The following is a 22,570-nucleotide window of genomic DNA, read 5'->3' as shown; positions in this document are numbered from 1 at the left end:
CCCAAGGAGTCGCTATGAACATGGATGTTCTGCTCGCTGCACTGGTTGAACAAAAGGGCTCGGATCTCTTCATCACGGTCGATGCCCCTCCCACCCTCAAGGTCAACGGGCGTCTGGCGCCACTCGGGGGGAGCCCGCTGGACAAGCAGGCGGCACTGGCGCTGGTCAGGGAGAGCCTGGATGAGGCGCACTTCGAGCGCTACCTGCACACCCGGGAGGCCAACTACGCCATTCACCGCGAGGGGCTGGGGCGATTTCGGGTCAGCGCCTTCTGGCAGCAGGATCTGCCTGGCATGGTGCTGCGCCGCATCGAGACCCGCATTCCCACCTTCGAGGAACTGACGCTGCCCCTCATACTGCAGGAGGTCGCCATGGCCAAGCGCGGCCTGGTGCTGTTCGTCGGCGCCACCGGGGCCGGCAAGTCCACCACCCAGGCGGCCATGATAGGCTACCGCAACCAGCACGGCGACGGCCACATACTGACGGTGGAGGATCCGGTGGAGTTCGTCCACCAGCATGGGCGCTGCCTGGTGACCCAGCGGGAGGTGGGGATCGATACCGAGTCCTTCAACGTGGCCCTCAAGAACTCCATGCGCCAGGCGCCGGACGTCATCCTCATCGGCGAGATCCGCACCCAGGAGACCATGGAGCTGGCCATCCAGTTTGCCGAGACGGGCCACCTCTGTCTCGCCACCCTGCACGCCAACAATGCCAACCAGGCGCTGGATCGCATCCTCCATCTGGTGCCGCAGGAGAAGCATCGCCAGTTCCTGTTCGATCTCTCTTTCAACTTGCGCGCCATAGTCGCACAGCAACTGCTGCCCTCCCTTCACGGGCAGCGCCGTGTCGCCGCCTTCGAGATACTGCTCAACACCCCGCTCATCACCGACATAGTCCGCAAGGGAGAGGTGCACAGGCTCAAGGAGGTGATGACCAAATCCGGCGAACTCGGCATGCAGACCTTCGATCAGGCGCTGTTCGCCCTGTTCTGCGCCGGCCAAATTGGCTACAGTGAGGCCCTTGCCCATGCCGACTCCGCCAACGACCTGCGACTGCTGATCAAGCTGTCGGGTCGCGAGCAGCTGGGTGCAGGCACACTCGACAACGTGACCCTGGATGAATGAGGGGCGTGTGTCACCGCTAGTAAAGGACAGTTATGCTGATTGTGGTTTCCCCGGCCAAGACGCTGGATTACGAGTCGCCGCTGGTGACCTCCCGTTTCACCCTGCCCGAGCTGCTGGATCACTCCGCCCGGCTGATCCACAGGGCCAGGCAGCTGGCACCGGATCAGATCGCCAGCCTGATGAAGATCAGCGACAAGCTGGCGGGACTCAACGCCGCCCGTTTTGCCCAGTGGCAGCCGGATTTCACCCCGAGCAATGCCCGCCAGGCGCTGCTGGCCTTCAAGGGTGACGTCTACACCGGTCTGGCCGTTGAGGATTTCAGCGAGGCCGACCTCGACTTTGCCCAGGCGCACCTGCGCATGCTGTCCGGCCTCTACGGGGTGTTGCGACCGCTGGATCTGATGATGCCCTACCGGCTGGAGATGGGGATCCGCCTCGACAACGAGCGCGGCAAGGATCTCTATCAGTTCTGGGGTGACATCATCACAGAGCACCTGAACAAGGTGCTGGCCGCACAGGGCAGCGAGGTGCTGATCAATCTGGCGTCTGACGAATACTTCAAGTCGGTTCGCCCGGGCGCCCTGAAGGGCCGCATAGTGACTCCGGTGTTCAAGGACGAGAAGAATGGCCAGTTCAAGATCATCAGCTTCTACGCCAAGAAGGCCCGCGGCATGATGGCCCGCCACATCATCAAGCACAGGCTGACCGAGGTGACCCAGCTGACCGGGTTCAATGAGGCTGGCTACTATTTCGTGCCAGAAGAATCCGACGATCGCACCCTGATGTTCAAGCGCGCTGAAAATTAATTACAAATGGAGGGAACCAAGTTCGGGATCCCCGGGTCTGAACCTATGAATCCTCTGTTGTAAGCACTTTTTGTTGGCCGACGTTCATGCGTCGGCTTTTTTCTGCGCGCTTATCTCCACGGGCCCGGGTGACAGGCAGCAAAACGGCCATCCGAGGATGGCCGTTGCAGCGTCAATGGGGCATTACTTCTTTTTCTTCTTGGCGCTCTTTTTCTTGCCATCCTTCGGCTTTTTCTTCTTCACCGGCACCCGCGCCTCCTTGTGCCTGGGGCGCAGCTCATCGATCACCCGGCGCTTGAGGCGCTCCTCGGTGTAGCGCTCTATCTTGGCGACCATGGCCATGTCGTGGGCTTCTACCAGGCTGATGGCGCAGCCACGGTTGCCGGCGCGACCGGTACGGCCGATACGGTGGACGTAGACGTCGGTGCCGTAGGGCATGTCGTAGTTGATGACGTGGCTGACGTTGGGCAGGTCGATGCCCCGGGCGGCTACATCGGTGGCGATGAGGAAGGGCACCTCCCCTTCATGGAACTTGCGGATCGACTCGACTCGCTTGCTCTGCTCCATCTCGCCACGGATCCAGGCACAGGAGACACCGGCAGCCTGCAACTGGCCGGAGAGCTCCGCCAGCCGCTCGCGGGTCTTGACGAAGACGATGGCCTTCTGGGTCTGGGGATCCTTCAGAATGTGGATCAGCAGCGCCAGCTTGTGGGCGGCGTCATCGGCCAGGTGCACCCACTGGGTGATGGGGCGGCGCTCGCTGCGGGGCGGCTCGGCATGCAGCTCCACCGGATCTTTGAGGATCTCGCTCGCGAACTTCTCGAGACCGGCCCCTTCCAGGGTGGCGGAGAACAACATGGTGTGCTTGCGGTAGCGCGCCTCGGCCACGATCCGGTTCACATCCTTGATGAAGCCCATGTCCAGCATGCGGTCCGCTTCATCCAGCACCAGCACCTCGATGTCGTGGCTCTCGAACTCTTCCTTTTCTATGTACTCCAGCAGGCGACCCGGGGTGGCCACGACTATGTCGGTGGTCTTGGTCAGGGCAGGCAGCTGCTCTTCATGGCTGACGCCGCCGATGATGGTCTCGATGCTGAGGTGGGTATGCACCGCCAGCGCCCTGGCATGGGCACTGACCTGCAGCGCCAGCTCGCGGGTCGGAGTCAGGATCAGCATGCGGCACGGGCCCGGCTTGCGACGCGGGAAGTCCAGCAGGTGCTGCATGGCGGGCAGCAGGAAGGCGGCTGTCTTGCCGGTACCGGTCGGAGCTGATGCCAAAATATCGCGGCCGTCCAGGGCTGGCTCCAGCACCATCTGCTGAATGGTGGTGGGGCGGGTGAAACCCATCTCGGCCAAGGCCCGGTTGAGGGCTGGATTCAGGTCGAAATCATCAAAGGACTGGCTCATGGCAATACTCGGTCATTAAGGAAGCGGCAGATTATAGGCGATTATGCCGCCGGCTCCTATGGCGACTGTGGCTTAGCCGCTATAATCGCCGACCATTTTCGCCATGGCAGACGAGCAACGAGGGTCAGATGGGGCGTAGCAGCGGTTTTACCTTCAAACAATTTCACATCGACCATGACCGCTGTGCCATGAAGGTGGGCACCGACGGCATACTGCTGGGAGCCTGGGCGCCAGTCGAACAGGCGCACCGGGTGCTCGATATCGGCACCGGCAGCGGCCTGATCGCCCTGATGCTGGCACAGCGCAGCACGAACGACTGCCGGATCGACGGGGTGGAGCTGGATAAGGATGCAGCGGGCCAGGCCAGGGATAACGTGGCGGCCTCCCCCTGGACCACCCGGGTCAGCATCATAGAGAGCGCCATTCAGGATTATCAGGCGCCCCCTTACGATCTCATCGTCTCCAACCCTCCCTATTTCGTGGCAGGTCAGGTATTTAGCGATCCGGCCAGGGCGCTAGCCCGTCACACTGGCGCGCTCGATCCCCATGCGCTGCTGGCGGCAAGCCGTCGCCTGCTGAGTCAGAATGGACGGCTGGCGCTGGTGCTGCCCACCGCCATGGCAGATGAAATTTTATGCATCTCGGCAGATTATGATCTGTACAGTCTTTGTTATACAGCTGTTATCACCAGGGAGGGGAAAGAGGCAAATCGCGTTTTATTGCTACTTGGCAGAGGATTAAGCAGGTGTGAGCAGGGTGAAATTGTGATCCATTCTACTGCCGGAGGCTATTCCGACAGATACATCCAACTAACCCACCCCTTCTATTTGAAGATGTAAATTTCGCCTTGAACTATTTTTTCACATCATTATGCTGACTAGCAAACGAGCGCCCGCTCAAGACCAGCTCAAACCACTGGTGGCGATGAAAAAAGCAGCGGGGCTCCTTTTTTTTACCCCTGAACAACGCCGGTCACTGACCAATAAAAAACTATAACAAGCAATAGTTTACAAGACAGACGAGGTTGAACTTGACGAAATCACTCACATTGTCCGATGTACTCGGATTGGGCTTCATGACCTTCGCCTTCTATCTGGGCGCAGGCAACATCATCTTCCCGCCCCTGGCCGGTTACATGGCGGGTGAGCACCTCTCTCTGGCCATGCTGGGCTTCCTGGTGACCGCCGTGGGCCTGCCCCTCATCACCATTCTCGCCGTCGCCAAGGCCGGCAACGGCTGGGCCGGCATGACCAAGTTGCTGCCCACAGGCGTTGCCACCGCGCTGGCCGTCGCCATCTACATCATCATAGGCCCGGCCTTCGCCGCTCCCCGTACCGGCCTGGTTGCCTACGAGATGGGTCTCAAGCCCTTCCTCGGCGACATGGGTCAATCCGGTCTGGCCGCCTACACCGTGGTCTTCTTCGGTATCGCCATCCTGGTCTCCCTCAATCAGGGCAAGCTGATGGATGCCATCGGCAAATACCTGACCCCCGTGCTGATGCTGCTGCTGCTGACCCTGGCCGTCGGCGTCTTCGTCGCCCCCCAGGGCACCATGCCCGCCGCGTCCGGCGACTATCAGCACAGCCCCCTGGTGAAAGGGATCCTGGAAGGCTACAACACCATGGATACCCTGGCGTCTCTGATGTTCGGCGCCCTGATCGTCGATCTGCTGCGCAAGAAAGGCATTCACGACTATCAGAGCCAGTTCAAGTACCTGGCCATCGCCGGCATCATCTCCGCCATCGGCCTGTCCGTGGTCTATGTCTCCCTGTTCCAGCTGGGTAACACCGCGGCCGGTGTCGCCACCGACGTCAGCAATGGCGGCGCCATCGTCAACGCCTACGTGCTGAGCCTGTTCGGTCAGCCGGGTCAGTTCATCCTGGCAGCCATCATCACCCTGGCCTGTTTCACCACTGCCGTGGGCCTGATCTCCGCCTGCTCCGACTTCTTCCACAATCTCACCGGCGTGAGCTACCAGAAGCTGGTGGTACTGCTGGGTGTCGTCTGTGCCGTGGTGGCCAACGTCGGCCTGAGCCAGCTCATCAGCCTCTCCATCCCTGTGCTGGTCGCCATCTATCCGGTGGCCGTAGCCCTGGTGCTGGTCACCTTCCTGAAGGGTTACTTCGGGCGCCCCCGCCTGGTGTTCCGCTCCGTGCTGCTGGTTGCCTTCCTGTTCGGCTGCCTGGACGGTCTGGGTGCCGCCGGCATGAAGATGGATGCGTTCGCCTTCCTGCCGCTGTTCGACAAGGGCCTGGCCTGGTTGCTGCCTACCCTGCTGGCCTGCGGCCTGGGCACCCTGGTGCGCGGTGGTGACAAGCTGGCCGCCGAAGCCGCCTGATCCTCATCCCCAACGACATAAAAAAGAGGCCAGCTTTCGCTGGCCTCTTTCATTTTTGCAACGGGTGCATGGCAAATCGGGTTTGTGCTCAGAGCACGGATGCCGGCTTGGGCTTGCCGGCCAGGCCGTACCAGTGGCTCTCGACCTGGCCGGCATGCCAGCGCAGGGTGCCCCAGGGCTGCTCACTCTGCCAGCGCGGGAAGTTGATCTGCACGCTGTTGTCTTCGTACTTGTAGAGGGAAGTGCTGATCTGGATATCCGACAGGATAAGCAGCAGCACCCCACAGATGACAGTCCATTTCAGCATCGTCCACATGGCGGTTACTCGAAGCAGATCTCTATGGTGGCACGGCCGTATTCGGAATCGAACGGCATCATGATCTTGGCACCGTCAGCCCTGTGGGTGATGGTGTGATTGGGGCCGGAGACTATGATTGGGGTCGCCATGTCGAACTCATAGCCCTTCTCCCCCAGCATGCGCTTGGCGCCGCCGGTCACCATGTTGGTGATCTCGCCCACCATGTCGGTCACCTCTTCGTTGATGGTGGCCGGTGCCTCCCCCAGCATGCGGCGCATGATCTCCAGCGCCAGCCCCTTCTCGAAGCTGATGGAGAGCGATCCCCGGGTCTGCGGACCCACCATGCCGATGAGGCCGGAGACATCCCCCCGCGCCAGCTCGTCCGTCTTGCGCTTGGGTGCGCCGGGTTTAAGCTCCAGCTGTGCCATGGTAGAGAGCACATTGAGCAGGGAGAGCAGGAACGGGTTTACAAAATCAGCCTTCATCTTCACTTCCTAGGGTGTCAGAGCAACGAGCACATTGACCATGGGCCTCTATGGTCTTGTTGGTAATAGTAAAACCATGCTGGTGAGCCTGCTCGGAAAAGGCGCTGTCGATGGCCGGATCGTGCAGCTCCACCACCTCCTTGCAGCGATCGCAGATCAGCAGCTGCATGGGATGGGCATGGTCAAAGTGGCAGCAGAAGATGAAGGCGTTGAGCGACTCCACCTTGTGGGCGAACCCCTGCTCGAGCAGAAAGTCGAGCGCCCGGTAGACGGTGGGGGGTTTGGCATGTGCCTCGGTCTGCTGCAACTGGGCCAGCAGATCGTAGGCGCTGATGGCATTGCCATGGGCGGCAAGCAGCCGGAACACCTGGCGCCGGGTCGGGGTGAAACGAATCCCCCGCTGGTCGCAGAGACGTTCCGCTCGTTGTAGAAGTAGGTCTTGATTCATGATCACGCAGATACCCTGTCAATTAGCCGGATACTATCACAGGGCCCCCTGTGCGCGGCGACAAAATTCATTTTCTGAGGCCGTCTCACCTTGTGGTAGAATCCGGCCCCTTATTTTGCCAACCCGGATGATTTTTATGCAGGCGCAGCGCTTCTCCATCGCCCCCATGCTGGACTGGACCGATCGGCATTGCCGTTATTTCCACCGTCTGATGACCCGCCAGACACTGCTCTATACCGAGATGGTGACCACGGGCGCCATCATCCATGGCAAAGGGGACTATCTGGGTTACAGCGAACAGGAACATCCCCTCGCCCTGCAGCTGGGTGGCAGCAATCCGGCGGACCTGGCCCGTTGTGCCAAGCTGGCCGAGGAGCGCGGCTATGACGAGATCAACCTCAACGTGGGTTGCCCCTCCGATCGCGTCCAGAACGGCCGTTTCGGCGCGTGTCTGATGGGGGAGCCCGCCCTGGTGGCCGACTGCGTCAAGGCGATGCGCGATGTGGTGGGCATTCCGGTGACAGTGAAGACCCGCATCGGCATCGATGAACAGGACTCCTACGAGTTCTTGCAGGCCTTCATCGAGCAGGTGCGCGATGCCGGGTGCGAAACCTTCATCGTCCACGCCCGCAAGGCCTGGCTGAGCGGCCTGAGCCCGAAAGAGAACCGCGAGATCCCGCCGCTGGACTACCCGCGCGTCTATCAGGTCAAGCAGGACTATCCCGAGCTGACCATAGCCCTCAACGGCGGGGTCAACTCCCTCGAACGGACCCTGGAGCACCTGCAACAGGTGGACGGGGTCATGATGGGGCGCGAGGCGTACCAGAACCCCTATATCCTGGCCGAAGTCGACAGTCGGATATTCGGTCTGGGGGGCGAGGTGCCGAGCCGCCACGAGGTGGTGCGCATGATGCTGCCCTACATGGAGCAGGAGCTGGCCAAGGGCAACTACCTCTCCCACATGACCCGTCATATGCTGGGCCTGTTCCAGAACATGCAGGGGGCCCGCGCCTGGCGCCGCCACCTGAGCGAGAACGCCTGCAAACCCGGAGCCGGCATCCAGGTGGTGCTGGACGCCATGGCCAAGGTGCCCGAATTCGCCCCGACCGCATCGGTGGAGTAAACATGTATCGCTTCACCGGTTCCTGGCTGCACAAGGCGCTGGTTCGCCTCTGTGCCGGCATGCTGGCCATCCTCGGCATCAAGCTCAGCGCCTTCTACCTGCTCGGGCTCCTGATAGTGCTCGGTCTGCACAGGGAGCAGTTGCTCGGCTGACCCCGTCGGCCCTCAGGCAAGAAAAAGCCGGAACAGCGATGTTCCGGCTTTTTTATCTGGATGGTGGCGCCCGCTCACTCCTCCAGCGCCACAAACTGCAATTCCGGAGGGGAGGAGGTCAGCACGTCGGCGCAGTAATCCCAGGTCGAGATGCGATAGTGCTGCAAGTCCTCGTCCAGGTGCAGACCATCGGACTCCTGATGGAACCAGCTGGCGAAGCGGGACGGCGTGATCAGCTGGATCTGCTCCTCGATGACGTGGCTGTCCCGCCCTTCCGCCAGATCGCAATCCTCCATCACCCTCACGGCGAAGATATGGCGGAAACTGACCCGGCACAGCGGCTGCGGCGGCAGATCTATGCTGCGGGCACGCCCCAACACAACCGTCAGATTGTCACTCCAGATATCCTGATGCAGTTCGGCCACAACCAGGCCGGGGGGTAGTTGGCGGGAGGGTGCCCAGGGCACGGCCACCTGCCGGATGGCATTCTTCTGTTCCATATCCACCTCACTACAGCGCATGCCATATCCTGAGTGTATCTGAAACAAATTTTAACGAAGATGGCAAGAAAAAACCCGGCAGGTGCCGGGTTTCATTTGATTACTTTACGCGATTACTTGACGGCGTCTTTCAGCGCCTTGCCTGCCACAAAGGACGGCACATTGGCGGCTGCAATCTGGATCTCTTTACCAGTTTGCGGGTTGCGACCGGTGCGGCCCGCGCGATGGTTGACCTTGAAGGTACCAAAACCCACCAACTGAACGGCATCGCCCTCTTTCAGGCTCTGGGTAATACCATTGATGATCTCTTCCAGAGCAACTTTGGCCTGAGCTTTGCTCAGGTCTGCTTTGGCGGCAATTGCATCGACAAGTTGAGCTTTGTTCATAACATTTCCTTTATGATCGGGCATTTAGCACCGGGCCACTCTATTCAAAAAAAAACACTCAGGCAAAGGCTTTATCAGCCGGATTGGCTTGAATGCTGGGGTTTTCATCAAGATCTGCGGAAATAGTCACATATCTCGCCCCTGCGTCCTCCTGACAAGCGACACGGGACCAGAAACCGACGGAGACTTGTATGCAAACCCCCGCCTGATGTAACAATATCCCCACACTCCTATTGACGGTCAACAGGATTTTCCCTAGTTATAGGAGTGTCGTCAGTCGCTGAGAATGACCGAAGGCCTGCAGCCATCGCGCTTCATGCCATGCCCATGGAGGGACTATGTTAACTGAACTGGAACAAACCAAGCGCGCGTTGGCAGGCAAGCACAGGGCAATCGATGACTGGCTGGATGCCAGGCAGGCATTGCTGGTCGAGTACATGCGACTGGCCGGGCTCATGCCCACCAAGTCCAAGCAACGCTCCCTTCCCGGTCATGTCGAACTGCAACGCTTCTGCGAGCAGCTGGTCGACTACGTCAGCGCCGGCCATTTCGAGATCTACAATCACGTGGTCACCGCCTTCGAGCAAGCCAGCGGTGACAAGCTGGAACTGGCCAAACGCATCTATCCCCATATCCGCGCCTGCACCGAGTTTGCCCTGGAGTTCAACGACAAATACAGCAATGCCGACGAGGCCCAGCTGTTGCAGCTCGATGAAGATCTGAATCAGCTGGGTCCGGTACTGGAGGACAGATTCAAGCAGGAGGACAGGCTGGTCAAGGCGCTTCAGGTGGTCGAATCCCTCAGCCGCTAGCGGGTCTGATGCTCAATATCGGAGCCAGTTCAACATCCTGATGCGCCGGCTAGATTACACTCTGGGCATGGATGGTTAGCACTGTGCTCGCACGCAGACCGGAGATGAACATGGCCGAGCGCCGCCACTTTACCCGAATCTTCTATTTGACCGCCGCCAAGCTGACGCAAGGGGTGCACCAGTGGCGTACCCAGCTGGTGGATGTCTCCCTGCAGGGCGCCCTGCTCATCAGGCCCGAGGATTGGGTCGGCAGCGACGACAAGGAGTACGAGATCTGCTTCATGCTGGGCGGCAGTGACATCGAGATCAAGATGCAGGTCGAACTGACCCACGAGGCCAGCAAGAAGCTGGGCTTCTACTGCCACCACATCGACATCGACAGCGCCACTCACCTCAAGCGGATGATCGAGTTGAACATAGGTGAGGAGCAGCTGCTGTATCGCGAGCTGGAGCAGTTGCTGCAAGAGCACAGGGAGCACAATCCCCCCTCCTGATCCGTCATCAATAAAAAAAGGAGCCTAACTGGCTCCTTTTTTGTGCTCTTTTACGCGGTTACAAGGCCTCGAGGGCATCGGACAGCTTCTTCACCGGCACCACTTCCATCCCCTCGATGGGGTGCTTGGGCGCGTTGGCATGAGGCACTATGGCGCGGCGGAAACCGTGCTTGGCCGCCTCCTGCAACCGCTCCTGGCCGGAGGGCACGGGCCGGATCTCCCCAGACAGCCCCACCTCGCCGAACACCACCAGATCCTTGGGCAGGGGCTGATCCCGGAAACTGGAAACCATGGCCAGCAGCAGCGCCAGATCCGCACTGGTCTCCTCGACCTTGACCCCGCCGACCACGTTGATGAAGACGTCCTGATCCGCCATCTGCAAGCCACCGTGACGATGCAGCACCGCCAGCAGCATGGCGAGACGGTTGTGATCCATCCCCACCGCCACCCGGCGCGGATTGGAAACCTGGGAGTAGTCCACCAGCGCCTGCAACTCCACCAGCAGGGGGCGCGTCCCCTCCCAGATCACCATGACGATGGAGCCGGGGGCTTGCTCGTCACCACGGCTCAGGAAGATGGCGGAGGGGTTGCTCACCTCCTTCATCCCCTGCCCCGTCATGGCGAAAACGCCAAGCTCGTTGACCGCACCGAAGCGGTTCTTGTGGGAGCGCAGGGTCCGAAAGCGCGAGTCGTGGGCACCATCCAGCAGCACGGAGCAGTCGACACAGTGCTCCAGCACCTTGGGGCCGGCCAGGGTACCGTCCTTGGTGACATGACCCACCATGAAGATGGCGACATGATTCTGCTTGGCGTAGCGGGTGAGCAGGGCCGCAGACTCGCGCACCTGGGAGACGGAGCCGGGGGATGACTGCACATCCGCCACATGCATCACCTGGATGGAGTCGATGACCATGATCTGCGGCTGCTCCTGCTGGGCAATGATGCAGATCTGCTCCACGCTGGTTTCCGACAGCATGCGCAGCTTGTCGGTGGGCAAGCCCAGCCGGCTGGCTCGCATCGCCACCTGTTGCAGGGACTCCTCCCCGGTCACATACAGGGTCTTCATCCGCTGCGCCAGACCGCACATGGTCTGCAGCAGCAGGGTCGATTTGCCCGCCCCCGGGTTGCCGCCGATGAGGATGGCCGAGCCTGGCACCACACCGCCGCCGAGCACCCGATCCAGCTCCTTGAAGCCCGAGCTGAAGCGGGGGATCTCTGTGGTCGCAACTTCGGCCAGGGTCTGCACCTGGCTGCCGACGGCGCCGGCATAACCTGTGTAGCGGGCACTCTTGCCGGGGGTAGCGACGCCCAGCCGGACCTCGGTGATGGTGTTCCACTCCTTGCACTCGCTGCACTGACCTTGCCAGCGGGTGAAGTCGGCGCCACATTCGGAACAAACATAGGCGGTTTTGTTTTTGGCCATGGATAACTCGGGGACAGGATGAATTCCTGCTTGATATACTGGTTTGCGACCGGCAGATCAAACCCAGAATCGGAAAAGTGACTTTCCGCGGCAGGAATACATGGATTCAGAACAACCACTACACCTGATAGAACAACTTGTCCCCCTGCTCCGGGAAAAGGACTTCGACGAGATCTTCAACCGCCTGACCCAGAACGAGAATACCAACGGCCGTTTCCTGCTGAAGATGGAACTCAAGCGCAAGTGCACCCCCTGTCGGCGCGTGATCGACATGCGCAACGAGCTGGGGGCCCTCTGCCAGGTGCACGAGTTTGAAGGGGTGACCCACTTCATGCCCGCCGAGGCCGTCGAGCAGTTCCAGTCCCAGTGCTATCTCTACCGGGACAGCTACACGCTGGGGGTCTACGAGGCGCTGCAAGCCTGGTACAAGCTCAATCAGGGGCGCAGCGAGAGCCTCTCCCTGCCCGTCAGCCCGTTCAGCCCCTTCGATGTCAACGCCATCCCCTTCGCCAGCCACTACGGTCGGCAGGAGGAGCGGATGCACTTCAGCTCCCCCATGGTACTCAGGCTGGCGAACGGGGAGAAGCTGCTGGCCAAGAGCTCGGATCTATCCCTCGGCGGGATCCGGGTCTCGGTTCCCTATCTGCCCGACTACCAGACCGGCGACCACATAGAGGTCTTCTTCACCGGACTGGAGCGCGAGAACCCCCTCCCCATACTGCACCAGCCGATCAGCTACCAGATCCTGGGGCAGGAGCAGAAAGAGGGGAAATTCTGGCTGCGGCTGGTGAAGAGCGGCGAGCATCCCGCCTTCGACGAGTTCCTGCGCGACTTCATCGAGCGCAACCGCAGTCGCTATCGGGTCAGCGTCGACTACCTGCTGTCGGCCGCCATCATCAAGGGATACGAGCAGTTCTACCTGCCGCGCATGACCGGCATGCCGCTCTACTTCGGGCGGGGCGACATCCCGGGCCTCGAGATCGCTCTGCGCACCGAGAACAACCAGCACATCCTCGAGTACTGGCGTGACGCCAAGAACCGCGACATGCTCGCCAGCCTCTTCACGGCGGCGCGCATGCCCTCCCTGTTGCCCGCCAAAGGGGGACTGCGCGAGACCCTGATCTACAGCTTCACCCACTCGGTGCGCAGTCACCTCTACTTCTTCTCCGCCACCCGCGAAGAGTTGCAGCAGAGCGGCCTGGCCGCCCTCTTCTTCCAGGTCGGGGCACGTCGCCCCAGCTGGCGCGTCTACAAGTTCAGCCTGGAGGCCTGCACCCTGAGCGAAGCCGACCTCGACAGCCAGCAGGGGGAGTCGCACCAGTTGCAGGACATGCTGCTGCGCGAGCGCCTCGGCCAGATAGGCTATGTCGGCCTGCTGCAGGAGATAGGGCTGGACCACCAGCGCAGCGAGTTCCACTACGACAGCCAGCAGCCCAATGCCAACGCCTTGCAACGCTTCGGCCACGACACCCAGGCGGCCCCCTTCGAGATAGAGACGCTGCACTATGTGCAACTGCGCAAGGAGGCCCGTTACGTTCACAAGACGGCGATAGTGCTCAGGCACAAGGACCGCGCCTGGATCGGCTGGACCCGTGACATCTCGGCCCATGGCATGCAGATCGAGCTGGAGGAGGCATTCGAGGGGGAGAAGGGGGAAACAGTCACTGTCGCCCTGCCCAGGTTGCAGGAGCTCGCCAAGACCATGGACTTGCAGCGCCTGCCCTACCGGCTGGTCAGCCTCAATTTGAGCCGTACCGTGCTGCATCTGTGCATCGAAGGCACGGCGGAGCGCCACATAGGCCATCAGTTCTTCAGCCTGCTGATCGAGAGCAACCAGAACAAGCTCAAGACCACCCGGGAGCACAAGCGCTACCGCGGCATGGCACGGGCGCTGCGCAACCTCTATACCCACCACCTGTTCAACTCGCCGGTCTATGTCAACAAGCTCAAGGCGGCCGCAAGGCCTGCCGCCGTGGGCATGGCCCCCCGACCGCGCAGCCTCTCCCGCCTGTTGCAGGCCTGCGCCGGGCAGGAGAAGCAGCTGAACCTCTACCCCCTGTTCCAGGGGGCTCTGCTCAAGACGGTGCTGCTCAACCCCTTGCGCACCATGGCGCGGGAAGACAAGCCTGAGGAGGAAGAGGTCTACATCGCCAGCCTGCACTCCCAGGGCGGGGCTCCCCTGTTTCGCAGCCACCTGGCCAGCAGCTTTTCCTCACCGGAGGCGAAGCGCCGCTTCATCGAGCTGGCCCTGCAGCAGGGCGAGTTCTATTCGGTGCTGGTCGGCATCTCCCGCACCGGTCGCCCCGACACCAGCTTCATCGCGGGCGAGCTGGACTACATCGCCAAGTTCGCCATTCACAAGGCCAAGCAGCTGGAAGAGGAGCTGTGGAGCGTGGTGGGGGTCGGCGAGCTGACCGATACCACAGAGGCCACCCTGTTCCGGCTCGGCATCAAGCCCCCGGCGAAGTAGCCCGAAGAGGCCAGCCCCTGGTGCCCTCACCCGTCAGGTGTCGGCATCAGGGGCCGGTGGCGGGCAGATGGCTGCCCGTTTCAGCGAGCGCTCAGGCCGCCTGGGGGTTGAGCAGCCAGGCGAGGATCTCGGGGAAGTGATCCTCCTGGGCCTGGGGCGCCGTCAGCATGTTGATGTGATCGTAATCGAGCCGGTTGCCGTTATCCCGGCCGAGGCGGGTGTGGCGGGTCGCCGACCCCATCTCGGCGCTGAAGCGGCGCACATCTGTGGGGTGCCCCAACACCTTGTCCGCCTTGGCCGAGATCATCCAGAGCGGCGGCCAGCTCACCCTGGCGGCGGCCTCGTCATAGGCAAAGCCATCGTGGGGATCCTGCCAGGGCCCGCATTTCACCCAGGGAATGGTCTCCTGCAGGTAACGCAAGGGCTCATCATCGGCCCCTATCTTCAACTTGCGGGCAGCCAGAAAACCCTGGCGGCGCGCCAGCCAGGGCGCCAGCCGGTTCCAGATCAGGTCCACCTTCAGCCAGCGCTCGGGGCTCTGCACCGAGACCCCCCGCTTGGTGCCGAAGAACACCAGGCTCGCTATCTGATCCGCCAGCTCGGGGAAGCGCACCAGAGTCGAGGCCATGATGACCCCGCCCCAGGAGTGGGCCATCCAGTGCACCCTGGCTGCGGGATGGCGCGCCGCCACCCAGTGCTGCAGTGCGGGCAGATCCTCGGTGATCAACTCATGCTGGCCGTGACCGGCACGCTCGGCGATGGCTGGCGTGCTCTGGCCTCGGCCACGCAGATCGGCCACGTACACCTGATAGCCGTGTCTGGCCAGAAAACAGGCCAGCCCCTTGCCGGATTCGGTGTAGAAGATACGCCCGTTCTCGATGGCGCCGTGCACCATCAGGATGGGATCGGCATGGACGGCGACACCGGGCTGGATATGGCGCACATGGAGCCGATGTTCGCCACAGGTGACAAACAGGGATTGTTGCAACAGTTCCATCTTGTTCTCTGCTCCTCCTTGAGCGGGTTTCAACTCCAGCGCCTGTCGCGGCAGGCGAGCGCGCCGAGCAGGCAGAGCACCCCTTCCAGATCATGATGATTGAGGGTGGCGGCCGCCTGGGCCCGCACCAATGGTTTGGCGTGAATGGCGATGCCGAGCCCTGCCACCCCCATCATCTTGAGATCGTTGGCGCCATCGCCGACCGCCACCGTCTGGGCAGCGGGGATCCCATGCTCCCGCGCCAATTGCAGCAGCGCCTCGGCCTTGGCGGCGGCATCCACTATGGGACCGCTCACCTGGCCGGTCAGCATGCCCCCCTCCACCGCCAGCTCGTTCGCGAAGATGGCGTCCAGCCCCAGCGCCTGCTGCAGTTCGCCGGCGAAACGGGTAAAACCACCGGAGGCGATTGCCACTGTCCAGCCCGCCTGCTTGAGGGTGTCGACCATCAGCTGCAAGCCGGGCATCCAGGGCATGGCGGCCGCCACCTCATCGAGGATGGCGACAGGGGCGCCCTTCAGCAGGGCGACCCGGCTGCGCAGGCTGTCGGCAAACTCCAGCTTGCCCTGCATGGCCGCCGCCGTCACGGCCGCCACCTGCTCACCCACACCCGCCAGGCGGGCTATCTCGTCGATGCACTCGATCTGGATCGCGGTGGAATCCATGTCCATCACCAGCAACCCGGGAGCCCCCAGGGTGGGCAAGGTGGCGAGATGGCAGGCATCTATGTCCCACTCCTGCCCCTTGAGGGCCAGCACCAGCTCGGGGGAGAAACGGCTAGCGCCGAGCAGCAGCAGGGGCACACCGGCCTGCTCCCCCACCGGATAGAGGCTGGCCTCGACCCTATGGTCTGCCAGCAGCGTCGCCACTTGTGTCAGGTGGCGGGCACCTAGCGCCTTGCCAAACAGCACCAGCCAGGCGCCGTCATGGGCACTGGCCGCGGGCAGCAGGGCTTCGGGGGTGAGTTGCCAGCAGGGAGCACCGCACAGAGCCTGGGACCAGTCGTGCGGGGTGCGGGGGAGTTGGGACAACAACATAAGAGAGACGCCTTCCTTGAAGATCATGGGGTTCATCATGCGGGCCCAGAGTAGCGTATTGCTTTTTGTACAGGCAAGCGCCAAGATCCCGCCACCATTGTCCATTCCCCCCAAGAGGCTCAGCGCTGTGCGTCATCTCCCCATCAAACGTGTTATCAGCCTGGCAGCGGGGATCCTGCTCGGTCTCTGGGTGCTGGTGCTGATGATCCACATGCAGGGAGCAAGCCAGGCCGCATTGCACAGCGCGGCGCGGGATAGGGCCCAGGCGCTGGTCGCCTACGCCGCCCGGGACATGCGACGCTGGATCAAGGAGGACAAGGAGAGCGAGCTGGAGCGCCTGGCACAGGATCTGGCCGCCGAGCCCGACATCCTCGACGTCACCCTCTACGACGCCCGCGGCATCCCCCTCGCCCAGTCGGATCAGGCCGTTCCCCTCGAGAACCTGTTGCCCATCGGCACCGACAACAAGTCACTGCCGGAGCAGGGCAAGGGGCGCACCCAGTTCGTGCAGGAGATCCAGGAGGGAAACCTGACCCTGGGCTACCTGAGGATCACCCTGGAAGAGCAACGGCTGCTCGCCGCGCAGGATACCCATCTCAAGGTGAGTCAGGAGAAACAGCGACTGATGCTGCTGGTGATGCTGCTGGCCGGCCTGCTCATCTCCTACGGGGTGCGCCGCAACTACATGCGGGTCCGCAAGCACAAGAAGAGAGCGGTGCAGAGCCAGGCCTCCGCCGACAACGCCCCGCCGCCCGGCATCGAATAAGGCGCCGTTCGCGAAACGCGTTGCTCTTGTTATTACCCCCAGCGGTTCGAGTAGCTGATCGAGCAGAGTATCGAGTCGCTTGGTTCCGCCGTCGTCGCTGAAGCGCTCGTTGACGAAGTGACGATCCACGATCACTTCATGCCGCAGTTCCTTGACCCGCCTGTCCAGCCATTTGCGCTGCATCCGCAGTCCCATTGTGCTGCGCCTAGATCCTCTCCATCCACAAGTGCATAGATTGAATCTCTAGCGCCACCGAAGGCGGTATCCCATAGCCCTTCACTTCTCAGGTTTGTCCATCTGATTCTGGTCACGTTAAGGTGTTCAGGGGTAGCTTGGGACAGGAGCAAACGAATTTTTCACGCCTTTCCAGCCGGTTTTGGGTGTGATCTCGATTAGTGGTTTATGTTTTCGGTATGAAACGCCCGCATTGAATGCATTGAGATACAACATTTGTAGAAATCATCAGGCAAGAGGCGCATCAGCCACTCCAGCAGAAGGAAGCAAGATCATGAAGCAACCCCTATTTCGCCGTAGCGCGTTGGCGGCCGTGATCGCCCTCAGCACGGTATTGGCGGCATGCAAAGAGGAGCCCCCCCCCGCCGCGCAAAGCGTCCAGCCCAGCGCGGCCGCCAGCACAGCCAGCGCTGCGGTCGCACCGCAAACGCAGCCTCAGCCTCAGCCGATTAACACACAAGCATCGAAATATACCCCAGAGGCTCTCGAGACCCTGCTTGCGCCCGTAGCCCTTTACCCTGATGCGGTATTGGCTCAGGTGCTGGCCAGCGCCACCAATCCGCAAGAGGTGCTCGATGCCGGCAACTGGCTGGTCGCCCACCCCAATCTCAAGGGGAAAGAGCTGACCGCCGCCATTGCGCCGCTGGGCTTTACGCCGCCCACCATGTCGCTGATGCACTTCCCAACCGTCATGGACATGATGTGCCTGAAGATGGAGTGGACGACTGAGCTGGGCAGCGCCTTCCTGGCCGATGAACCGGGCGTATTGGCAGCCGTTCAGCGCCTGCGTCAACAGGCGATGGAGGTGGGCAACCTGAAAGACTCGGAGCAGATGAAAGTGGCCAAGGATGAACAGAACAATCAGCAGATTGTCACCATTGCGCCTGCCAACCCTGACGTCGTTTACGTCCCGCAATACGACCCAACCGCCGCCTATAGCCCGCCAGCTGCCGGGCCAGCTCCCGCGCCGGTGACAACAGAAACCACGACAACGACCGCGCCTGCGACAACGACCACGACAGTGGTAGAAAATGATGATGACGAGGATGAGTACGACCGCGGTGATATGGTCGTGACGGGCTTGCTCGCCTTTGGTGCGGGCATGTTGGTCAACGAGGTCTTCAACGACGATGATGATGAGGGCGATTATTATTACCCGCGCTGGGGATCCGATTATCCCGGCGGTTACGCTCCCTATCGTTATAACCCCAACTATGGCAATGGTTTTCGTCCCGCCAATGGCTACAACCGTCCGGCCAACTATCAGCGGGGCTCCAACAACAATATTTATATCAATGCCAAGGGGAACGATTACTTCAACAAGTTTGAGCGCGGCCCCAATAACTACCTGCGCCAAGCCGACAGTCCCATCACAGCGGCGCGCCCCCAGCGTGCTGAGCTGGCTACCCTGGAGCCACGCTCGCTGAATAACGAGGCAGGGGGCCGACGAGATGCCACACCTAAGGGGAGTTATGCGGGGGCCAATCGCCAACCTAAAAACGAATACGCCGGCGCACCACGCGCAGTCAATGAGGTGAACAGGGAGGCTCGCGCAACAGCGCCGAAGGGGAGCTATGCGGGAGCCAACCGCCAGCCCAAAAGCGAAAACGCCAAGGCGACACGCGACGCTAGACAGGTGAACAGGGAGTCGAATGTAGCCCAACGCACGCCGCGCCAGGGCAACTACGCAGGAGACAAGGTCAAGCGGCAGCAAATCACTCCGCAGACCGCTGGGGCGCGTGATCGCGGCCATATCCAGCCACGCGCTACCCACAGCAAGAGCGCAACACAGACGGCGACACGCAGAGCACCTGCTGCCTCAAAGAGTGCCTTCCAAGGGGTGCAGAATTCGGGCAGAACCGAGCGCGCCGCCAGCCATCGTGGCCGTGAAAGTGTGGCTAGTAGCGCGCATGCCGGGCGCAACACTCAACCCAGACGGAGTACGCGATAATGAAGCGTTTGTTGAAATGGAGTTGGGCCCCCTCATGGGGGTTGGCCCTGCTGGCCCTGACCGCTGCCTGCGACGCAAGCGCCATGGCACAACGCACCTTCGCCACCCCGGATGAGGCGGTGCAGGCCCTGATCACGGCCCTGGAGCGGAACGATGTCACCGCACTGACGCTGTTGCTCGGCGAAAATAGTGAGGAGGCCATCACCTCGGGGGATGAGGTGGCCGACGCCAATGATCGCACCGCCTTCGTCGCGAGCTTCAAGAGCAAGCACCAACTGGTGGCCGAAGGTAAGGATAAAATGATCCTGGTCGTGGGGGAGTCGGATTGGCCACTGCCCATCCCCCTCGTGGCAGCAGATGGCAAGTGGTATCTCGATGGCGCCGCAGGTGCCAAAGAGATCGCCTATCGCCGCATCGGTCGGAATGAGTTGGGGGCGATTGCGGTGTGCCGTGGCTTTATCGACGCGCAGATAGAGTACGCCGCCATGGGGCATGATGGCCAAACTGCGGGACTCTTTGCGGCCAAACTACGCAGTGATGCAGGACAACAAAATGGACTCTATTGGCCTGTGGGCGAGGGTGAACCAGCAAGCCCGGCCGGAGAGGAGGTCGTCAGTGCCGCCGCAGAGGGCTACAAGGCCGTGGTCGGTCAACGTACACCCTATCATGGCTACTACTACCGTATCTTGTATGCCCAAGGAGCTGCGGCCAATGGGGGGAGTAAAGAGTACTTTGTCGAAGGGCTGTTAAGAGACGGTGTCGCCCTGATCGCCTGGCCGGCCGATTATGCCAACAGCGGGGTGATGACCTTCATGGTGAATCACGAGGGGCGGGTTTATCAAAAGGATCTGGGGGCAGACACGGCAACGGCCGTTGAGGCGATCCAGCTGTTCGATCCCGATGAGAGCTGGTCGCTAGTAGTGAGTAACGAGGGTGATTAGCCAAGAGGGTGATTAGGGCTCTTTCTCTACCATAGGATCTTGGCGAATAGCAGGGCCCAGAGCGGAGTGATTGAGATCACCGGAGGGGATGCGGGGCCAGCCGCCCCCTCGCTGGCCCACGCGATGTTCGGCATCAGAATGAAGATCAGCTGAGTCAGGATATGCATTGGTTTCATGGTGCTGCTCTCGCGGTGCGCAACCAGAGTGTATAGACGGCACACCAGGCCCTCCGGGCTGACTCCCCAAATGAAGCATAAAAAAACGGCGACCCGAGGTCGCCGTTTTGCATGATGTGAATGGGGATTACTTGTCACCCAGCAGGACGGAGTCCAGCGCGATTTCGATCATGTCGTTGAAGGTCAGCTGACGCTCTTCGGAGGTGGTCTGCTCGCCGGTACGGATGTGGTCGGAGACGGTGCAGATGGTCAGTGCCTTGGCACCGTACTCTGCGGCCACGCCGTAGATGCCGGCGGCTTCCATCTCGACACCCAGGATGCCGTATTTTTCCATGACGTCGAACATGGAGGGATCCGGAGTGTAGAACAGGTCGGCGGAGAAGATGTTGCCCACGCGCACCGGAGTGCCCTTGTTCTTGGCGGCTTGCACGGCATTGGCAACCAGGTCGAAGTCGGCGATGGCGGCGAAGTCGTGATCCTTGAAGCGCAGACGGTTGACCTTGGAGTCGGTGCAGGCACCCATGCCGATCACCACGTCACGCAGTTTGACGTCTTCACGCACGGCGCCGCAGGAGCCCACGCGGATCAGGGTCTTCACGCCATAGTCGGTGATCAGCTCTTTGGCATAGATGGAGCAGGACGGAATGCCCATGCCGTGGCCCATGACGGAGATGCGACGGCCCTTGTAGGTACCGGTGAAGCCGAGCATGCTGCGCACGTCACACACCTGCTCGACGTTCTCCAGGAAGGTCTCGGCGATGTACTTGGCACGCAGGGGGTCGCCCGGCATCAGCACTGTGTCAGCAAAGGCGCCATCTTTTGCATTGATATGAGGAGTTGCCATTCTCTTGATTCCTTCACACTAGGTTGAGTTTTATTGTTTTTAAAATTGCCCGCCGCCGAAGTGGCGGGCGGGTCAGTTACAAAAAGCAGAGACCCTGCTGCAACCGGGCAGAGCACACCTGAGATGCCGCCCTGCCCAGGACCGGCATCACAGGAAGCTGGTGCCGTATTGCAGCTTGGGCAGACCGTGGTAGGCCGCAATGCTCTGGCCGATGTCGGCGAAGGTCTCGCGACGACCGACGGAACCGGCCTTGACCGGTTTGCCGTAGAACAGCACAGGAATGTATTCACGGGTGTGGTCGGTGCCGCTCCAGGTCGGATCGCAGCCGTGGTCGGCGGTCAGCACCACCACATCGCCGTCTTGCAGTATCTCGAACAGCTCCGGCAGGCGGGAGTCGAAATACTCCAGCGCATCGGCGTAGCCCTTGACGTCACGGCGGTGGCCGTAGGAGGAGTCGAAGTCCACGAAGTTGGTGAAGACGATGGTGTTGTCACCGGCCGCTTTCACCTCTTCCAGGGTTCTGTCCCACAGCTCGGTCAGGCCTGTGCCCTTCACCTGCTTGGTGATGCCCTGCTGGGCATAGATGTCGGCAATCTTGCCGATGGAGACCACCTGTCCCCCCGCATCCTTCATGTAGTCCAGCACTGTCGGCGCCGGCGGCAGCACAGAGTAGTCGTGACGGTTGCCGGTACGCTTGAAGTTGCCCTTGCCGCTGCCCACGAACGGACGCGCGATGACGCGGCCTATGTTGTAGGGCTCCAGCAGCTCGCGCACTATGTGGCACAGCTCGTAGAGCTTCTCGAGGCCATAGGTCTCTTCGTGGCAGGCGATCTGGAACACTGAGTCGGCAGAGGTGTAGAGAATAGGCTTGCCGGTCCGCATATGCTCCTCACCCAAGTCATCAAGCACCTGGGTACCGGAGGCGTGGCAGTTGCCGAGGTAACCCGGCAGACCCGCCTTCTCGACGATGGCGTCCAGCAGCTCCTGGGGGAAGCTGTTGTGGTGATCGTGGAAGTAGCCCCACTCGAACAGCACGGGCACGCCTGCGATCTCCCAGTGACCGGACGGGGTGTCCTTGCCGGAGGAGAGCTCCTGGGCAAAGCCATAGGCACCGACTACCTCGATATCTTTCTTCAAGCCTGCCGGGAAGTAGCCGGAAGCCTGCTCCCCTGCGTGGCCCAGGCCCAGCTTGTTGAGGTTGGGCAGGTTGAGGGCACCACGGCCTTCAATCTCACCGGCGGCGCAGGCCTTGGCGATATGGCCAAGGGTGTTGGCGCCCACATCTCCGAACTTCTCGGCATCGGCGGCAGCGCCAATACCGAAGGAGTCCATCATCAGAATAAAGGTACGTTTCATGGGTC

General features: G+C 61.4%; 23 protein-coding genes. 12 read left to right on the top strand and 11 right to left on the bottom strand.

Annotated features, from left to right (window positions below; translation table 11 throughout):
• The first annotated feature begins 14 nt into the window (after window positions 1–14).
• On the top strand, window positions 15–1,124 hold the full coding sequence (locus OC537_RS18330; protein WP_262113418.1) for a PilT/PilU family type 4a pilus ATPase: 1,110 nt from the start codon (window positions 15–17) through the stop codon (window positions 1,122–1,124).
• Between the two features lie 32 nt (window positions 1,125–1,156).
• Window positions 1,157–1,930, top strand: coding sequence for a peroxide stress protein YaaA (gene yaaA, locus OC537_RS18325; RefSeq protein ID WP_262113416.1), 774 nt, complete (start codon window positions 1,157–1,159; stop codon window positions 1,928–1,930).
• A 183-nt stretch (window positions 1,931–2,113) separates the two neighbouring features.
• Here yaaA and srmB read toward each other — a convergent pair whose 3' ends face one another.
• On the bottom strand, window positions 2,114–3,337 hold the full coding sequence (gene srmB / locus OC537_RS18320) for an ATP-dependent RNA helicase SrmB (protein ID WP_106885020.1): 1,224 nt from the start codon (window positions 3,335–3,337) through the stop codon (window positions 2,114–2,116).
• 128 nt (window positions 3,338–3,465) lie between these two features.
• Between srmB and OC537_RS18315 the strand changes: the two genes are divergently transcribed.
• Together OC537_RS18315 and brnQ are read left to right on the top strand one after the other, a co-directional pair.
• Entirely contained in the window at window positions 3,466–4,176 is a 711-nt protein-coding gene (locus OC537_RS18315) for a tRNA1(Val) (adenine(37)-N6)-methyltransferase (protein WP_262113413.1), read from the top strand.
• A 236-nt stretch (window positions 4,177–4,412) separates the two neighbouring features.
• On the top strand, window positions 4,413–5,675 hold the full coding sequence (gene brnQ, locus OC537_RS18310; protein ID WP_234569036.1) for a branched-chain amino acid transport system II carrier protein: 1,263 nt from the start codon (window positions 4,413–4,415) through the stop codon (window positions 5,673–5,675).
• Window positions 5,676–5,763: 88 nt separating this feature from the next.
• Here the strand turns inward: brnQ and OC537_RS18305 are convergent, their stop codons facing one another.
• Genes OC537_RS18305 through zur form a run of 3 tightly spaced genes read right to left on the bottom strand, consistent with a single transcriptional unit; the run spans window position 5,764 to window position 6,906 of the window.
• Window positions 5,764–5,991: a hypothetical protein gene (locus OC537_RS18305; protein WP_025325658.1), complete on the bottom strand. Its 228-nt coding sequence runs from the start codon at window positions 5,989–5,991 to the stop codon at window positions 5,764–5,766.
• A gap of 5 nt (window positions 5,992–5,996) precedes the next feature.
• Complete coding sequence (locus OC537_RS18300) at window positions 5,997–6,458, bottom strand: chemotaxis protein CheX (RefSeq protein ID WP_025325657.1); 462 nt, start codon at window positions 6,456–6,458, stop codon at window positions 5,997–5,999.
• Complete coding sequence (gene zur, locus OC537_RS18295) at window positions 6,448–6,906, bottom strand: zinc uptake transcriptional repressor Zur (RefSeq protein WP_025325656.1); 459 nt, start codon at window positions 6,904–6,906, stop codon at window positions 6,448–6,450. The genes OC537_RS18300 and zur overlap by 11 nt, the downstream gene beginning before the upstream one ends.
• A gap of 136 nt (window positions 6,907–7,042) precedes the next feature.
• On the opposite strand from zur, the gene dusA reads away from it, so the two are divergent.
• Both dusA and OC537_RS18285 read left to right on the top strand, forming a co-directional pair.
• Entirely contained in the window at window positions 7,043–8,029 is a 987-nt protein-coding gene (gene dusA, locus OC537_RS18290; RefSeq protein WP_262113410.1) for a tRNA dihydrouridine(20/20a) synthase DusA, read from the top strand.
• Between the two features lie 2 nt (window positions 8,030–8,031).
• Window positions 8,032–8,181: a hypothetical protein gene (locus OC537_RS18285; RefSeq protein ID WP_106885023.1), complete on the top strand. Its 150-nt coding sequence runs from the start codon at window positions 8,032–8,034 to the stop codon at window positions 8,179–8,181.
• Window positions 8,182–8,255: 74 nt separating this feature from the next.
• Here the strand turns inward: OC537_RS18285 and OC537_RS18280 are convergent, their stop codons facing one another.
• Window positions 8,256–8,681, bottom strand: coding sequence for a hypothetical protein (locus tag OC537_RS18280; protein ID WP_106887789.1), 426 nt, complete (start codon window positions 8,679–8,681; stop codon window positions 8,256–8,258).
• Between the two features lie 113 nt (window positions 8,682–8,794).
• Entirely contained in the window at window positions 8,795–9,067 is a 273-nt protein-coding gene (hupA, locus tag OC537_RS18275; RefSeq protein WP_005305063.1) for a nucleoid-associated protein HU-alpha, read from the bottom strand.
• Window positions 9,068–9,405: 338 nt separating this feature from the next.
• On the opposite strand from hupA, the gene rsd reads away from it, so the two are divergent.
• Both rsd and OC537_RS18265 read left to right on the top strand, forming a co-directional pair.
• On the top strand, window positions 9,406–9,879 hold the full coding sequence (rsd, locus tag OC537_RS18270; protein ID WP_106885024.1) for a sigma D regulator: 474 nt from the start codon (window positions 9,406–9,408) through the stop codon (window positions 9,877–9,879).
• Between the two features lie 110 nt (window positions 9,880–9,989).
• A complete protein-coding gene (locus tag OC537_RS18265) occupies window positions 9,990–10,373 on the top strand; it encodes a PilZ domain-containing protein (protein WP_106887790.1) in 384 nt (127 codons plus the stop codon).
• Between the two features lie 58 nt (window positions 10,374–10,431).
• Here the strand turns inward: OC537_RS18265 and radA are convergent, their stop codons facing one another.
• A complete protein-coding gene (radA, locus tag OC537_RS18260; protein WP_106885025.1) occupies window positions 10,432–11,796 on the bottom strand; it encodes a DNA repair protein RadA in 1,365 nt (454 codons plus the stop codon).
• Between the two features lie 100 nt (window positions 11,797–11,896).
• Between radA and OC537_RS18255 the strand changes: the two genes are divergently transcribed.
• Window positions 11,897–14,266: a PilZ domain-containing protein gene (locus OC537_RS18255; RefSeq protein WP_139743688.1), complete on the top strand. Its 2,370-nt coding sequence runs from the start codon at window positions 11,897–11,899 to the stop codon at window positions 14,264–14,266.
• A gap of 91 nt (window positions 14,267–14,357) precedes the next feature.
• Here OC537_RS18255 and OC537_RS18250 read toward each other — a convergent pair whose 3' ends face one another.
• Both OC537_RS18250 and serB read right to left on the bottom strand, forming a co-directional pair.
• The gene (locus OC537_RS18250; protein ID WP_262113403.1) at window positions 14,358–15,263 is read right to left on the bottom strand and encodes an alpha/beta hydrolase; all 906 of its coding nucleotides are present in this window, start codon (window positions 15,261–15,263) and stop codon (window positions 14,358–14,360) included.
• A gap of 29 nt (window positions 15,264–15,292) precedes the next feature.
• Window positions 15,293–16,297 (bottom strand): phosphoserine phosphatase SerB, encoded by a 1,005-nt coding sequence (gene serB, locus OC537_RS18245; RefSeq protein ID WP_262113401.1) that lies wholly within the window; start codon window positions 16,295–16,297, stop codon window positions 15,293–15,295.
• 127 nt (window positions 16,298–16,424) lie between these two features.
• Here serB and OC537_RS18240 point away from each other — a divergent pair, with 127 nt between their 5' ends.
• The 3 genes from OC537_RS18240 to OC537_RS18230 all read left to right on the top strand — a co-directional run bounded on the left by OC537_RS18240 (window position 16,425) and on the right by OC537_RS18230 (window position 20,189).
• Window positions 16,425–17,063: an AhpA/YtjB family protein gene (locus tag OC537_RS18240; protein ID WP_106887793.1), complete on the top strand. Its 639-nt coding sequence runs from the start codon at window positions 16,425–16,427 to the stop codon at window positions 17,061–17,063.
• A 508-nt stretch (window positions 17,064–17,571) separates the two neighbouring features.
• Complete coding sequence (locus OC537_RS18235) at window positions 17,572–19,248, top strand: DUF3300 domain-containing protein (RefSeq protein WP_262113400.1); 1,677 nt, start codon at window positions 17,572–17,574, stop codon at window positions 19,246–19,248.
• Window positions 19,248–20,189 carry a DUF2950 domain-containing protein gene (locus OC537_RS18230; protein ID WP_262113399.1) on the top strand — a complete coding sequence of 314 codons (942 nt, stop codon included), beginning with the start codon at window positions 19,248–19,250 and terminating at the stop codon, window positions 20,187–20,189. Before OC537_RS18235 ends, OC537_RS18230 begins: the two co-directional genes overlap by 1 nt.
• Window positions 20,190–20,492: 303 nt before the next feature.
• On the opposite strand, the gene deoD is transcribed toward OC537_RS18230, so the two are convergent.
• Together deoD and OC537_RS18220 are read right to left on the bottom strand one after the other, a co-directional pair.
• On the bottom strand, window positions 20,493–21,209 hold the full coding sequence (deoD, locus tag OC537_RS18225; RefSeq protein WP_111912111.1) for a purine-nucleoside phosphorylase: 717 nt from the start codon (window positions 21,207–21,209) through the stop codon (window positions 20,493–20,495).
• Window positions 21,210–21,356: 147 nt separating this feature from the next.
• Window positions 21,357–22,565, bottom strand: coding sequence for a phosphopentomutase (locus OC537_RS18220; RefSeq protein WP_025325642.1), 1,209 nt, complete (start codon window positions 22,563–22,565; stop codon window positions 21,357–21,359).
• Between the last annotated feature and the right edge of the window lie 5 nt (window positions 22,566–22,570).

The sequence above is a fragment of the Aeromonas sp. Marseille-Q5825 genome, assembly GCF_946892685.1.
In the GTDB taxonomy this organism is placed as follows: Bacteria; Pseudomonadota; Gammaproteobacteria; order Enterobacterales; family Aeromonadaceae; genus Aeromonas; species Aeromonas rivipollensis.
Note: the sequence above shows the minus strand (reverse complement) of the source record. Positions and strands in the feature narration are given on the sequence as shown.